Origin of the sequence: Bacteroides pyogenes DSM 20611 = JCM 6294, from assembly GCF_000428105.1 — a bacterium.
Classification (GTDB): domain Bacteria; phylum Bacteroidota; class Bacteroidia; order Bacteroidales; family Bacteroidaceae; genus Bacteroides; species Bacteroides pyogenes.
This window is the reverse complement of sequence record NZ_KE386623.1, coordinates 117,001-132,474: the sequence shown is the minus strand read 5'-3', so window position 1 is coordinate 132,474 and position 15,474 is coordinate 117,001. Positions and strand designations below refer to the sequence as shown.

At 43.3% G+C, this 15,474-nt stretch carries 9 protein-coding genes; 2 read left to right on the top strand and 7 right to left on the bottom strand.

What is annotated here, in order from left to right:
• The 7 genes from C234_RS0113520 to C234_RS0113485 all read right to left on the bottom strand — a co-directional run bounded on the left by C234_RS0113520 (position 1) and on the right by C234_RS0113485 (position 11,318).
• On the bottom strand, positions 1-969 hold the full coding sequence (locus tag C234_RS0113520; protein WP_021646149.1) for a 1,4-beta-mannosyl-N-acetylglucosamine phosphorylase: 969 nt from the start codon (positions 967-969) through the stop codon (positions 1-3).
• A 74-nt stretch (positions 970-1,043) separates the two neighbouring features.
• Complete coding sequence (locus tag C234_RS0113515) at positions 1,044-2,336, bottom strand: MFS transporter (protein WP_034536564.1); 1,293 nt, start codon at positions 2,334-2,336, stop codon at positions 1,044-1,046.
• Between the two features lie 303 nt (positions 2,337-2,639).
• On the bottom strand, positions 2,640-3,821 hold the full coding sequence (locus C234_RS0113510) for a BT_3987 domain-containing protein (protein ID WP_027326187.1): 1,182 nt from the start codon (positions 3,819-3,821) through the stop codon (positions 2,640-2,642).
• 6 nt (positions 3,822-3,827) lie between these two features.
• Positions 3,828-4,937 (bottom strand): endo-beta-N-acetylglucosaminidase family protein, encoded by a 1,110-nt coding sequence (locus C234_RS0113505; RefSeq protein WP_027326186.1) that lies wholly within the window; start codon positions 4,935-4,937, stop codon positions 3,828-3,830.
• Between the two features lie 34 nt (positions 4,938-4,971).
• Positions 4,972-6,612 carry a SusD/RagB family nutrient-binding outer membrane lipoprotein gene (locus tag C234_RS0113500; RefSeq protein WP_021646153.1) on the bottom strand — a complete coding sequence of 547 codons (1,641 nt, stop codon included), beginning with the start codon at positions 6,610-6,612 and terminating at the stop codon, positions 4,972-4,974.
• Between the two features lie 28 nt (positions 6,613-6,640).
• On the bottom strand, positions 6,641-9,946 hold the full coding sequence (locus C234_RS0113495) for a SusC/RagA family TonB-linked outer membrane protein (RefSeq protein WP_027326184.1): 3,306 nt from the start codon (positions 9,944-9,946) through the stop codon (positions 6,641-6,643).
• A 373-nt stretch (positions 9,947-10,319) separates the two neighbouring features.
• Positions 10,320-11,318 (bottom strand): FecR family protein, encoded by a 999-nt coding sequence (locus C234_RS0113485; protein WP_027326183.1) that lies wholly within the window; start codon positions 11,316-11,318, stop codon positions 10,320-10,322.
• A 198-nt stretch (positions 11,319-11,516) separates the two neighbouring features.
• On the opposite strand from C234_RS0113485, the gene C234_RS0113480 reads away from it, so the two are divergent.
• Complete coding sequence (locus tag C234_RS0113480) at positions 11,517-12,125, top strand: RNA polymerase sigma-70 factor (RefSeq protein ID WP_027326182.1); 609 nt, start codon at positions 11,517-11,519, stop codon at positions 12,123-12,125.
• Positions 12,126-12,280: 155 nt separating this feature from the next.
• Positions 12,281-15,454 carry a UvrD-helicase domain-containing protein gene (locus C234_RS0113470; RefSeq protein ID WP_027326181.1) on the top strand — a complete coding sequence of 1,058 codons (3,174 nt, stop codon included), beginning with the start codon at positions 12,281-12,283 and terminating at the stop codon, positions 15,452-15,454.
• Positions 15,455-15,474 lie beyond the last annotated feature (20 nt).

Here is a 15,474-nt window from a genome sequence, read left to right as displayed (position 1 = left end):
TCAGATGATGCTTGTACGCTTCGTGAATTCAACGATTTCCTTGATATAACCGAAAGCCATGCCGACCACCGTATCCGCCGCGCCGTAATAAACCGCCACGCGTTCGCCGTCCTGCAAAGCCGCGCATGGGAACACGACATTGGGCACATCGCCCTGAAGTTCGTATGGAGCAGCCGGACCGAGCAGATATTCACGGGTGCGGTAAAGCACTTTCTCGGGATGATCTTTGTCGAGTATGGCAGCTCCCATTGCATAACGGAAACCGTTGCAGGTGGTGATTACACCGTGATAGAACAACAACCAGCCTTCGTCTGTGAGGAAGGGAACCGAACCGGCGCCGATTTTCGTACATTGCCATGCGCTTTCGGGGAAAGGAGTCACTTTCATCACGCAACGATGCTCGCCCCAATACTTCATGTCGGGACTGAAACTGATGTATATGTCGCCGAACGGAGTGTGTCCGTTATCACTCGGGCGACTGAGCATGGCATATTTGCCGCCGATCTTCTGAGGGAAAAGCACCCCGTTGCGGTTGAACGGCAAGAAAGCATTCTCGCATTGGAAAAACTCCTTAAAGTCGAACGTATAGGCGATGCCGATCGTGGGACCATGATAGCCGTTGCACCAAGTCACCCAATAGCGGTCTTCGATCCATGTCACGCGCGGGTCGTACTTATATTCCGATTCGATCATATCCGTATTTCCGGGTTTGAAGCGGATAGGCTCATGGTCGATGTCCCAATGAATGCCGTCTTTACTGAAACCGGCGAAAATATTCATCTGCACCGCTTTGTTGTCGCAACGGAATACACCTGCGAATCCGTCTCCGAAAGGAACGACGGCACTATTGAAGATACTGTTGGAAGAAGGAATATGATAGCGTCCGATGACCGGATTCTGCGAATAACGCCACATGACGTCCGTACATCCTGCGGGACGTTCTTCCCAAGGCATTTGGTTAGCATTCATTGTTATTGAAATTTTATAAGTTATAAATAAGTAAGTCTTTCGATAAAAAACAAAATTCACCGCTAAGATAGCGTTTATTTTCGTTTTCCGGAATCGTCATACGTAAATGGAATGAAATATGTGATCAGAAATGCCGGAATAGTAGCCACCATCACATAGATAAAGAATGTTTTATATCCCACCAGATCGCTCAGATAACCGCTTATCATTCCCGGCAACATCACACCCAGATTCATCAGGCTGTTGGCAAACGCATAATGGGCCATCTGATATTTCCCCGGTGCGATTTGCTGCATCATGAAGAGCGTGAGTCCCACAAATCCGAAGCCATAACCGAAATATTCGCCAACGATACCTAAAGCGATGACACTGATTTGTTGCGGCTGAAAAACGGCAAACAGCAAATAAACGGCAAACGGAATATTAAACATGCAGACCAGAGAGAACAGCACCTTTTTCAATCCGAAACGCGATACGTAATAACCGGCGGATATGGAGCCGATGATGAAAGCAACCGTTCCGAACGTTCCGTACACCAGCCCGTATTGCTCGTTCGTCAGTCCGATTCCTCCTTTCTCTACCGCATCTTTCAGAAACAACGGCACGATTTTCATCACCAATCCCTCGGCAAAACGATACAAGAAAATAAACACCAGGTAAATCCAAATGAATTTCTTACGGAAAAAGCTGATGAACACCTCCCAAAGCTCCTGAGTCTTATCCCGGAAACTTCCCGTTTTTTTAGGTTCATCAGTGGGAAGCACCCTCCAATGATAGATTCCCACCAAAAACAAAATAACGGCACAGATAAACATAATCGTTTGCCACGATTGCGTAATGGTAAGATTCATCGAACGTATAAGCCATCCGGCAAGAAAGACCAGTCCCCCGTTAGCCAGCACCTTAGCTAAATTATAAAACGCTCCCTGCCAACCGGAGTATCTGCTCTGAGTGGTCGTATCGAGTTCACTAAGGTATATGCCGTCGCCGGCTATATCGTGAGTGGAGCCGCTGATCGCAATAGCTCCCATCAAGGCCAATGTCACGGAGAAAAAGTCGGGTAAAGGAAGAGCAAACACAATCAGCCCGAACAATACGGCGCTGATCAGTTCGGTGAATACCACGTACTTCTTTTTAGTGCCGAACGTCTCCATCACGAGACTGAAAATCGGCTTCAACGACCAAGGAAGAAGCAGCCACGAAGTCCAGAAAGCAATAGATTTATTATCGATTCCCAAATCTTTAAACATCACCACCGATACCAGATTGAGGGAAATAAGGGGAAGCCCCATGGCAAAATAAACGGTAGGCACCCAACGAATGGGATTTATCTTCTTTTGGCAAGACGCATTTTCGTTCTGTTGCATAGTTCAAACGTAATAGATAAAAGATCCTTTTTTAGTGATTACTATATATAATACAATTAAAAGGGGGAAACTACTAATGCATTTATAAACTTTTTCTCATTATCACCATAGAATAAAAAACAATCACAGCCACAGATATAGAACCTGACAGCTATTCGTTCGTATAAAACTTTTTATATGCCCACCCTATCCTTACAGGATAACAAAGCTTTCCATACAAAATCACCCCTGCTACAGATATCCGCAGCAGGGGTGATTATGATGTTTCAGATGTTTATCGAGTCCATTATTTTCGGTTCAACATCATTTCTCTTCTATCGGGAAAGTATAATATTTTCCTCCATTATCATCAAATGTTGCACCACTCGGCTTAGGTAAATGCTGGGCACTATTACTCCAATCCCAAATCATTGTCTCATCATCCTCAATTTCTCCTGTAGCCGCATCGCGTTTCTTACCGTTGCCCGGATAGTAAAGTAGCAGATTATCGTCTGTTGGGTCTACCATCTTCCAAGTATAAGCCTTTAACTGTTTCGCTGTACGGGCAGTTTTCCAAAAACGAACCTCACGAACCAACTCATTGGATCCACCAATCCAAAAACCAATCAAACCGTAAGGCCCCGTTCTTATCTCACGTTCCGCCACCAGTTCGCCATTTACATACACCATATTCTTATGTCCGTCATAAACGAAAGCAAGCATATACCATGTATCCGGTTTGGCTGCAAACTTACTTTTCTCTACATCGATTTGAGATGACCCTGTCTTGATCTGAAGTTGGTTGGGATCGATAGTCACATCGCCGAAACGAGTATAAATTTCATCGTGCGGACCGGCATTCTGAACCAGTTTCGTTCCGCAAATAGAACGGTTATTGGCATTATAGGATGCACGATTGACCATAACCTCCATTGTCCATTGATCTACTTTGAAATCATTCGGGAACATGTCAGCCTTCTCGCTTCCGTAACCCTTCATACGAAGTGATTTTGTTCGAATGCGCTTCTCCAGCACAAGAAGAACTTCATCTTCCCCATCGATGATGGTAGTCGACCCTTCTTTAATTTTTATCGGTAACGCATAATCTCCGGCAAGAGGAAATTCCACATCTTTTAATACTAATGGAATAGCCTGCAAAGTTACACCGGGTTCAAATACCATATCCGTGGATAAATTGTACATTTTCTTCGGTAGCATCAGGTATTCCGTATTGTTCTTTTTGTTGTATGCTTCAAGCTGTGCTTCGTCTCCCGCTTCTATACGAACTTTAATCCCCTCGCCGTTTTTTTGTGCAAGAGCTACTTTCAGTTCCTTTACAGCCGTGCTCTGGCCTTCTTCCACAAAGATTTGCACAGTTCCTTTATTAGTCACATAAATGCCTTGAGGAGCTTTAAAGTCTTCTAAAGGATTCTTATATAATTCATTCTGACAAGCAGCAAATAGCATAAGGCCTGCTGCTAATCCCAAAAATATTTTCTTGTTCATATGCTGTTATTTTTTATCAACGTTAAACTTGCCGGGATATACTTGATTACCCAAATATAATGCAGTTCTCAACCATTTATACGGAGGATCGTTTTTAAAATCATACTCCATATGATAAGTCCCGATACCTCCGATTCTTAATCCGCTGGGAAGATCTAATGTAGCATAATCAAAGATTTGCGCTCCCGGCTTACCATTAAATTCCGGATGTACACTGCTTTGATAATACGATATACCACCGGTTCTCCATGTTTGTTCAAATTCCACAGTAATAATGGTTTTACGCTCCCAATCAAGCAAATGAGGATTGGTAATTTTAGCAATAACAGAACTTGTGCGGGATTCCCAATAAGCTTGATAAATATAATGATCGATCATTTTCGATGTTTCTTTAGACAAATTTTCAGGCTGTCCATCCATCACCAACATTCTACCCGCAGGATTCAAACGCTTATATAGAGTCTCAATAAAAGCCTGCATTTTTTTATTTCCTGTCGGGCTGATTTCCTGATAATCTGCCAAAGTACCGCTATGACCATATCCCGGTTCGTAGTCGATGTCGAATCCATCGAAATTATACTTTTCAATCGTATCGCAAATCGCTTCAGCGTATGCAATAGAAGCTTTTACTTCATCGCCGCCGCCCTTCTCATTCACCCAATATTCACGCATATCCTTCCCTGCAGGGGTAATTGCACTACCAATATCTTGTACAATCCAGCACAACAATGCCTTTCCGCCTTTCACTTCTTGGAAAAACTTAAGGTCGGCTTTTTGTTCTTTCGAAAGATTACCTCGTGTTCCCCACATGGATACAAAATCGACACTATCGGGAAGCATCTTCAGGTAATTCTGAGCATTGTCACCTTTTCCTGTCCAGTTTCCAAACCAACCGAATCCTTTCACGTGCGGAGTTTTACGATATTCTCTAATCTTTGCGTAATACTCTCTCATTGTAGGAGTAAGATCCTCCTCGCTTTGGGCATCGATCAACGGTATATAACGCTCAAATCCTTCTTGGTTCTCATAGGTTTCTTTCTCTATGTCAGTCCACTCGGAACAACTGGAAATAAGCCCCGCAATCAAACTTAAATACAAATATCTTTTTAATTTCATAAGACTTTAATTTAATATCAATTTAATACTTTGATTAATTGTTTGGCTGTTTGGGACGATCGTCACGTACCCACCATAGTCTGGTAGCACCTTGGTCTTCACCGCCCAATAAGCCTGTAACCAAACCTTGAGTCACATCATCGCTGTAAAACTTAGGCGAATATTTAAACCGCTCGGGAGTCTTCAGACCGTCTTCAAGAGTAGCTCCGATTCTGGCATAAGCTCCTCCATCCATAGGCTTCATCAAATAAGGATATCCGGTACGACGATATTCTGTCCAAGCTTCTACAGCATTAGGATAAAGCGCCAAATATTTCTGTGTAATGATACGCTGTAGTTTTTTCTCATCTGTATCTGCATCATTCCACTTGGGAGTTATATTTCCATCAGAAATATCACATGTGTACCAAGCATTAATACCGTAATAATAATTATCCCACCTCAACGCAGTAGGTTTGACATCTTCTTGTGTCAAATACGCATCAGCATTGCCTACTTTATTTTCATCAAATGACATTCGTACTCCTTTTTCGTAGAACTCGGATGCACTTCCTGCAGTCAGCTTATAAAGAGCCGCTTCCGCTTTTAAGAAATATGTTTCGGAGGCCCTGAACCAATAAAGAGGAGAAGCAGGAGTCACTTTGGGAACAGAAGCAAATTCCGCGCTATTTGGACCTGTTCTTTTCGGTTCCGAATTAGTAGGAGCAACCGGAAAAAAGCCTTCCTTATTCCTCCATTGACCTTTAGTGAAAAGCACAGATAAACGCGGGTCATTAAAACCGTCCATATAAGACCAAATAGTAGCCCCAAGCCGGGTTTCCTTATAATCGATAGAAGCAATCATTGAATTTAATAAAGGCATTTTCGCAGAATCACCGATTTTGGCTTCATCCCCCTGCGATTCAATCACTCCTCCATTAGCCGGATCCAAAGCTTTACTGATATACTCGGTAGCCAATGTTTTATCTTTAAAATGCATCCTGACAGCCATGCGCAACATGAGTGAATTGGCTAATTTCGTCCATTTGGAAACATCCCCGTCATAAATGAGATCATATCTCGGCATTACTTTAGAAATTGCTTTATTCAGTACCTCCGCATCTTTTGCCAAATCGGCAAGCATGTGTTTATAAATCACCTCTTGACTATCCGGTATTGGCGAAGTTTCTCCCAACCCTGCTTTCGTATAAACGATAGGACCAAAAACATCCGTAGCACGTAGCCATCCCAATATTTTTACAATATCGATAACAGCTGCCACTTCTCTATCTTTAGGGTCATCAGAGCTTTTCAGTTTCAAATGAATTTCACTCCACGGACGGAACATGTTGGAATAAAAGTTTTCAAAAGCATATCCCATACGATGTGCCGGAAAATTCCAATTAGATTCGAGACTGAAATTCCAGTTATTATTATTACCGAAATAACCGATATAATTCCCGGAAGATATGAGGTCTGTATTTTGCAAATCGTTACCCGGGCCTGTCGTTTTAGAAGGAGAACCTATCGGTATAACAAGTTGTTGCATTTCCAAAAAGCGAGCTCCATACAACAGTCCTCCGGCTTTCAAATCATCATCCGTTACCCCTGTAGTGCTTTTGTTAACTTCTTCATAATCGCAGGCCGATAACATCAAAAGCGCCAATAGCGGGTATATGTATTTCTTTATTTTCATATCACAAAAATTTAGTATTTTAAAAAGATTAGAAACCAAACTTCAAGCTAAAGCCAAAAGTACGTTGGCTCGGCAACATGAAGTAATCATATCCTTGTCCGAAAGTACCGGTAGATGCCGTCAACTCGGGATCGAAAGGAGCCTTGTTATAAATCATCCACAAGTTAGTGCCATATACAGACAAATTCAAGTTTCTTATCACGCCTTTAAACCATTTATTAGGGAAGGTGTATCCTAAAGTAGCTTCCTGCAAACGAACATTCGTAGCAGAATAAACATAGTAAGAATCAAGATTATAAACTGTATTATAAAAGTCTTTAGGCTGCACTTTTATATTGCCCATGCTGATATATCCCAAATCCCGGGCATCAGCCGACGCCTCCGATACACCATATTTATCTAATGCTGCCTGTGTTTTGGAGATTCCCACTCCACCGATACGGGCATTGAACAAAAGATTCAAACTAACACCTTTATAATTGAATCCGTTTCTCCAACCTAAGTTCCATTTCGGATTAACACTTCCCAACTTGTAAGGTGTAGTAGTTTCCGTAGCTATCGACTGTCCGGGCGTATATACCACATAGTTATCCTGATCTCTTTTGATCCATTCATCGGCATAAATATCTCCCATTTCACCGCCTTCGCGCAAACGGAAGCGTCCTATTTTGATATCTTTCAAATCTTTCACTTCGCCAGTGACCGGATTTTTCACATTTGAAGCAAGTTTTTTGATCTTGTTTCTATTGGCAGTAGCTGTAAACGAAGTATTATAATTAAATCCGCCAAAAGTTTGATCATAACCTAAAGTTATTTCTATACCGCGATTCTGAACATTTCCGGCTTGGACAAACATATATTTATATCCGGAACCTTCAGGCATATCAGCTTTCAGCAACTGATTACGCGTATTTGAATGATAAAGAGTAACTCCTAAGGTTATCGTATTGTTCAACCATCTGGAGTCGATACCCAATTCGAATGAACGAGTCTCCTCAGGCTTAAAGCTACCCAATGGATAGTATTCGAACGACTCGATAGTTCCACCTGTTAATTTGTGAGTAACAGTATTTGGAGTAAGTCCTGTAAACGGAATAGGAGAACCTACTTTGGTAAACGAACCTCTCAGCTTAAGATATCCCAAAACCGGGCTGATTGAATGGCGCGTGCTCTCAGGGAGTAATTCGGTAATCAAGGCCGAAACACCTACCGAAGGATAAAATACCCATTCATTATCTGTATTAACCAACTGAGAAGGCTTATCGCCACGTCCGGTCAATGTAAGATAAAGTGCGGATTTCCATGCAAGTTCAGCAGAAGCAAACATGGCAAAATTACGTTTACGGCTATCTCCTCCGGATTGAGTAGCTGCTGATTTTTGAGGATTTACATTATCAAAGATAAACTTATTCGGAGTGAGTAAAAGATCGCCGCCATATCCTCTTCCTTTTGTATCATATTCTTCGAAAGAAATACCGGCATTCGCTTGCAAATGATAATTTTCGGCCAATTGTTTATTAAAGTTAGCCATAATATCCGCATACTTTTGCTTAAAGCTTTCGTTCGAATAAATATATCTTCCGTTTTCTGCAGCAAACGTACTGAAAGTAGAAGCATAACGTTTGTCTTCTTTCTCAGTATACGTATTGTCTAAACGCAAACGTCCCGAAACATCCAAATAATCACGAATCTGATATTTTAATGAAGCATACATCATATACCGGTCTTTTACTTCGGGACGAACATTTCTGTAAGCAATCCAATAAGGATTTTGTATGTCCATACCCAAATCACCGGCTCCCCATTGTTGCACATTATAACCTTTCTCCTCATTGATACGCTCAAAATATTTTTCTTGCTCAAAATTCATTCCACGAGGATATAGATATGCCCCAACAATGGGATTGAAGTAAGTGCCATAAGAAACCATGTTATTGTAAAACTCACGTACATAGCTTGCCGAAAGATCGAGTGTTAACTTGTCATTCAACATTTTCGCCGTATTACGAAGCGTCACATTATAGCGATGATATTTATTATTTATGACCATTCCATCGGAATTCACTGCTGAAGCAGAGAAATAAGTTTGATTTTTCTCTGTACCCGTAGACAGGTTAAATGAGTTGTTAAACAGAGTTCCTGTTTGGAAAAAATTCTTCGGTTCGTAAGAACTCGCCATTTCCAATTTATCTCCCCATGATGTATAGTCGCCTTCATAGTTACCGTATCTGTTTTGGAATTTAGGCAGAACGAAAGGATTCGCGAACTCTACAGAAGATGAAACATTAACTTGAACTTTTCCTGCCGCTCCCTTTTTCGTATTAATCAAAATAACACCGTTGGCTGCACTTGCACCATAAAGAGCTGCTGCTGAAGGTCCTGTCAAAACGGACAAACTTTCAATATCGTCAGGATTAAAATTGGCGATCCCCTCACCGGAAGTAGCTCCGCCGAATCCCGTACCATCGCCGCTTCTATTGGCTTGATTACCGATAGGTATACCGTCTACAACATATAATACATTATTATCGCCGCTGATCGATTTATTTCCACGCATAACCACACGTGTACCGCCACCGACTCCGGAAGCACTACGCTGAATATTCACACCGGCAACCTTACCATTCAGGCTATTCATGAAGTTTGCGTCTTTCACTGCTGTCAATGCTTCATTACCCACTTTCTGAACATTGTAGCTCAACGCCTTCTCCGAACGTTTGATACCCAATGCGGTAACTACTACTTCATCCAAAGCTTTCGAATCTTCCGCCATCACAATTTTCAGAGGCTGAGCATTGCTTACGGTGATTGTCTGAGAAGCATAACCGATATAGGAAACTTCTACGATATCGCCTTTAGAAGCGTTGAGTTTAAAGTTTCCGTCCATATCGGTTACCGTGCCGTTGGAAGTTCCTTTTACGAAAACACTTACACCGATCAACGGCTCGCCGGTACCATCCGTCACATTGCCGCTCAATGCAATCGGGGTCTTTTTTTGCTGCTGTTGCTCTTGCGATTTTTGAGCAGACAAAACAATGTGTTTGTCTACTATTGAATGACTTACGCCAGTGCCTCTGAGAAGTTGACTCATGACTTGATTAAGTGACTGGCCGGATACTTTTATAGATACACTGCGGTTTATGTTAATGTCGTTCGTGTTGTATACCACCGACATGGATGTTTGTTTTTCGATTTCTTTCAGCACAACGCTCAACGGGGCATTCTTCTTATCAAGAGTGATCAGACGCTCCTGCCCATAGGCCGAGGTAAAAGTCGAAAACAACAAAAGGAAAAGTAACAAGTAGGAAAACTTGTGTTTCATGATGTCTTTCATTTAATTCGTTTTTAATTTAGTATTTATAAATAGATTGGGATCAATCGGAAATCCGCTGTTTCATTGCGGATTATAGCAGAGAAGTGCTTTTTTAAGTACTGTTATTTTTCATACATGTATTATTTAAAAGATTATACTTTAAAATCAGGTTATTTGATAGTAGTACAGTTGAGTTTACTACCTTACTAAATAAAAAACGTTTTTTTTCAAAAGAAGCGAGAAAAAAAGACGGCGGGCTTTGAAAAAAAGGCGGCGGGCTTTTTCAGACTTCACTTCGTTTGTCTGAAAAAATAAAAAACCGGTTCCACTGGTATATTTCACCCATGAAACCGGTCTAACCAACCTTTTACCTAATTTTATATCTATGAAAACCCTATTTTTTAAACAAATAAATCATTCTTCCTTCTTGCCGGTAGCTGAAATGGTTGGTATGCATCAGCACATTCAGTATTTCGTCCGGCGTACTGTCTGTCGAAAACTCGCCTGTAAACTGTTCCGACTTCAACTGCTCGTCTTCATACACAAATTGAACATCGTACACTTTCTCCATTGTAGAGGTAATCGCCTGTAAAGAACTCCGGTTGAAAGTCAGACGCCCTTTTATCCACAGCAATACCTCGCCGGGTTTTCCATATTCTATAAGCTTGGAACTATAAGTCGTGGCATTCATGTCCAACGTTTGTCCGGGTTTAAGTAAAATCCCCTTCCCTTCTGTCTTCGGAGAATCTATCCGAACAGATCCCTGAAGCAAAGTAGTGACCACCCGATTCTCTTCTTCGCGGGCACGCACATTGAATTTAGTTCCCAACACGCATGTTTTTATCCGTCCGCTATGTACAATAAAGGGAGCGCGTTTATTATGATTCACTTCAAAATATGCTTCGCCCGACAAAGACACTTGCCGCTTCGAGTTCCAGAAAGAGTGATGATAGGTCAATCGTGTCGCTCCGTTCAACCAGACCTTACTTCCATCGGGAAGCACGGTCTGCGCCCTTTGTCCTCCCGTGGTGGCAACCACATAATCGGAGAGCTTACCTGACAGCAATCCCCATGATATTCCTCCGGCAATAACGAGTCCCGTCAGAAAAGCTGCTGCGACACTCAGCCCGCGTCGCCAGCGGAGAGATAAAACTTTGCGTTCTTTTTTGCTTTCTTCTTCACGCTCGCGAATGGCCGATTTAAACTTCCGCAGCGACGCTTCCGTGTCCGCAACATTCATCGCAGCAATACGATCGCCTATGAAAAGTGTGCAATAGAGTTGTTCCAGTGTCCGGCGGTTTTCAGGAGATTCTTCCGTCCATCTCTCCACCTGCTTACATTCTTCCTCATCGCATTGCTCACGCAAATAGTTTATCAATATAGTTTCATCCATGTTTTAATTTCGATACCTTTTTTCTTTCAAAAACTAAAAGTCTGTTTTATAATAATACAATTAACTACGCAAATATACTAAAGCCACAGGAAAAAATATTGTATATAACAACATAACTTTCCGGCTTTTTGAACAGAACATTTTTGCCGTCTCCTTTTTTTGGACTACTTTTGCTCTGTATAAACAGAAAAACAAGGAATGTCTCAAGCTCCCGTACATTTAGATATCGAAAACAACAGGCTCGTCATCAAGGCTTTACGGGCAGGGGAAGAATCGGTATTCGATACGGTTTACCGATATTACTTCCGCAGGCTGTGCGCTTTTTGTTCGCAATATGTAAGCCAACAGGACGAAGTCGAAGAAATCGTACAAGAGACTATGATGTGGTTATGGGAGAACCGTTCGGCCCTTTTACCCGAACTGACATTGAAAACGTTGCTTTTTACAATTGTCAAGAACAAGGCGCTCAACCGCCTGTCTCACTTTGAAGTAAAGCGAAAGGTGCATCAGGAAATCGTGGAAAAGTATGAAACTGAGGTTGAGAATCCTGATTTTTATATCGGGAATGAACTCTTCCGGCTTTACGAAGAAGCGTTGAAGCAACTTCCCGAAGAATTTCGGGAAGCGTATGAAATGAATCGCAACCAGCGATTGACACATAAGGAAATTGCCGACAAGCTGAATGTTTCGCCTCAAACGGTGAATTACCGCATCAGTCAGGCTCTGAAGCTTTTACGAATAGCTCTGAAAGACTATTTGCCCTTATTCGCATTATTTCTCGGAACCGATATTTTTCAACAATCATGATCTTATTTGCCACATTCAACCGGATGAAACAACATGCCGGCCCCTTCTTCCCTTGTTTCAAAGGCTTTCATCAATCATCGGTGAAAACCGATGAGAGACCGGAAAGCGTGCAGACAGTCATTACCCAAACAGCATACATCCATTAAGTTTCAGATATGAGCGAACTCTTAGTTTACAAAGCTTCGGCAGGATCGGGAAAAACCTTCACACTGGCGGTGGAATACATCAAGCAATTGATTCTTAATCCACGCGCTTACCGTCAGATTCTGGCCGTCACCTTTACCAACAAAGCAACGGCGGAAATGAAGGAGCGCATTCTCAGCCAGCTTTACGGAATCGGGACGGAAGATAAAGATTCCGAAGCATATCTTCAACGAATTCAGGAGGAAACGGGGCTGACAAAAAAAGAAATACGAGAAGCGGCACGCACGGCCTTAGGCTATATGCTGCACGATTACAGCCGTTTCCGGGTAGAAACCATCGATTCATTCTTCCAATCGGTGATGCGCAACCTGGCGCGTGAACTGGAACTTAGCCCGAACCTCAACATCGAACTGAACAATTCCGAAGTATTGAGCGATGCCGTAGACAGCATGATCGAGAAATTGGAACCGAGCTCACCGGTTTTGGCATGGATATTGGATTACATCGGCGAACGGATTGCCGACGATAAACGCTGGAATATCTCGGACGAGGTAAAAAGCTTCGGGCGAAACATCTTCGACGAGACTTACATAGAGAAAGGAGAAGGGCTGCGGCGACAACTTCAGCATCCGGATGCCATTAAAGAGTACCGGAAACAACTGAAAGCATTGGAGACCGAAGTGTTGGAACAAATGAAAGGCTTTTACGAACATTTTGAAGAAGAGTTGGAAGTGCACGGACTTTCGGCAGAAGATCTGAAAGGCGGGAAAAACGGCATAGGCAGCTATTTCCGCAAACTGCGCGACGGCAAGCTGATGAATAAAGATGTGTTGAACAAAACTCTGGAGAAATGCTTGGAAGACAGCAAAGAATGGGCAACCAAGAGCAAGCCGCGCGCTGCGGAAATCATCGCTCTGGCAGAGTCGACGCTGATGCCGATACTGAAAGAAGCCGAAAAACTGCGGTCGAAGAACAATCTCTTGCTCAACAGTTGCCGCCTTTCGCTCCAACACCTCAACAAGTTGCAACTGCTTGCCCATATCGATGCGGAGGTTCGTCTGCTCAACCACGAGAACAACCGCTTTCTGCTGTCGGATACCAACGCGCTCCTGCATCGGTTGGTAAAAGACGGAGACTCCTCTTTTGTGTTCGAAAAAATCGGAACGAACATACGAAATGTGATGATCGACGAATTTCAGGACACCAGTCGCATGCAGTGGGGCAACTTCAAAATTCTGCTTCTTGAAGGATTGTCACAGGGAGCGGACAGTTTGATTGTGGGCGATGTGAAACAGTCGATCTATCGTTGGCGCTCCGGCGACTGGGGAATTCTCAACCGGCTGAACGACCGGATCGATCATTTTCCGGTGCGTGTGAAGACGCTGGACACCAATCGCAGAAGCGAAACAAACATTATCCGCTTCAATAACCGCATATTCACCGCGGCCGCCGATTACCTGAACGGCATTTACAAAGAGCAGTTGGGCGAAGATTGCGAAGATTTGAAAAAAGCCTATGCCGATGTGGAGCAACAGACTCCGCGCACAGTGGACAAGGGTTACATTAAAGTTTCTTTCCTTGAAGAAGACGGTGAGCGCGATTATGCCGAACAGACTTTAATCAGTATGGGAAAGGAAGTGGAACGGCTGCTGTCATCCGGTGTCCGACTGAACGATATTGCCATTCTGGTGAGAAAAAACAAAAACATACCACGCATCGCCGATTACTTCGACAAAGAATTGCATTATAAGGTTGTGTCGGACGAAGCGTTCCGGCTCGACTCCTCACAAGCCATCCGCATCCTGATAGATGCTCTCCGATACTTATCGAACGAAGAGAATGCCATAGCACGCGCGAGGCTCGCGGTCGGCTACCAGAACGAAATATTGCAGAAAGGAGCCGACTACAACACTCTCCTGCTCTCGCCGGCAGAAAATTACCTGCCACCCGAGTTTCCGGAAAGAAAGGACGAACTACGCCTCATGCCCCTTTACGAATTATTGGAAGAGCTGTTCAGCATATTCGAGATAAAACGGATTGAAAAACAAGACGCCTACTTGTTCGCTTTCTTCGATGCGGTAACGGAATATCTTCAAAGCAACTCTTCGGAAACAGACGCTTTTATCCGATACTGGGACGAGAAGTTGTGCCAAAAAACCATTCCGAGCGGAGAAGTAGAGGGCATACGGATTTTTTCGATACACAAATCGAAAGGATTGGAGTTTCACACCGTCCTCCTCCCCTTCTGCGACTGGAAGCTGGAGAATGAAACGAACAACCAGTTGGTATGGTGCGTCCCGCAACAGGCACCGTTCAACGCATTGGAAATTCTTCCTGTCAACTATTCGGGCACGATGGCCGAATCTGTCTACGGAAACGACTATCTGGAAGAACGGTTGCAGCTTTGGGTAGACAATCTGAATTTGCTTTATGTAGCTTTTACCCGTGCAGGAAAGAATCTTTTAGTATGGAGCAAGCAAGCGCAGAAAGGAACAGTTTCCGAATTGCTGGCCCGGACTCTCCCCATCGCAGCGCAAAAAGAAGGAGCCTGCTACGAAGACAATCAATATGAAGAAGGAGAAATTTGCCCCTCCGAAGAAAAAAAGAGCCGGACATCCACAAACAAGCTGACACGCGAACCGGAAAAGCGGCCGGTGCGCATGGAATCTGTGCGTCCTGACATCAAATTCCGCCAATCTAATCGTTCCGCCGATTTTATTCAAGGAGTCGAGGAAGAAGAATCGGACGACCGTTTTATAAACCGGGGACGCATGCTGCATACATTGTTTTCTGCCATCGCGACAGCCGAAGACATCGACGGGGCTATCGACAGACTCGTGTTCGAAGGAGTGATAAGCAGCCGCGAGAAAGAGGAAGAAATACGCGAAGTGGCGCGAAAAGCATTCGCTTTACCCGAAATACAGGAGTGGTATTCGGGGGGATGGAGATTGTTCAACGAATGTGCCATCATCTATAAAGAGAGAGGAGTGTTGCAGACCCGCCGACCGGACCGCGTAATGATGAAAGACGGACAAGTGGTGGTCGTAGATTTTAAGTTCGGCAAGCAGAATCCGAAATACAACAAACAAGTGAAAGAGTATATGCGCCTGCTCGCCCGGATGAATTATAAAAATATCACGGGGTATTTGTGGTATGTAGATGAAGAAAGAGTGGAAAAAGTATAGCAACTATCATATAGCAGATA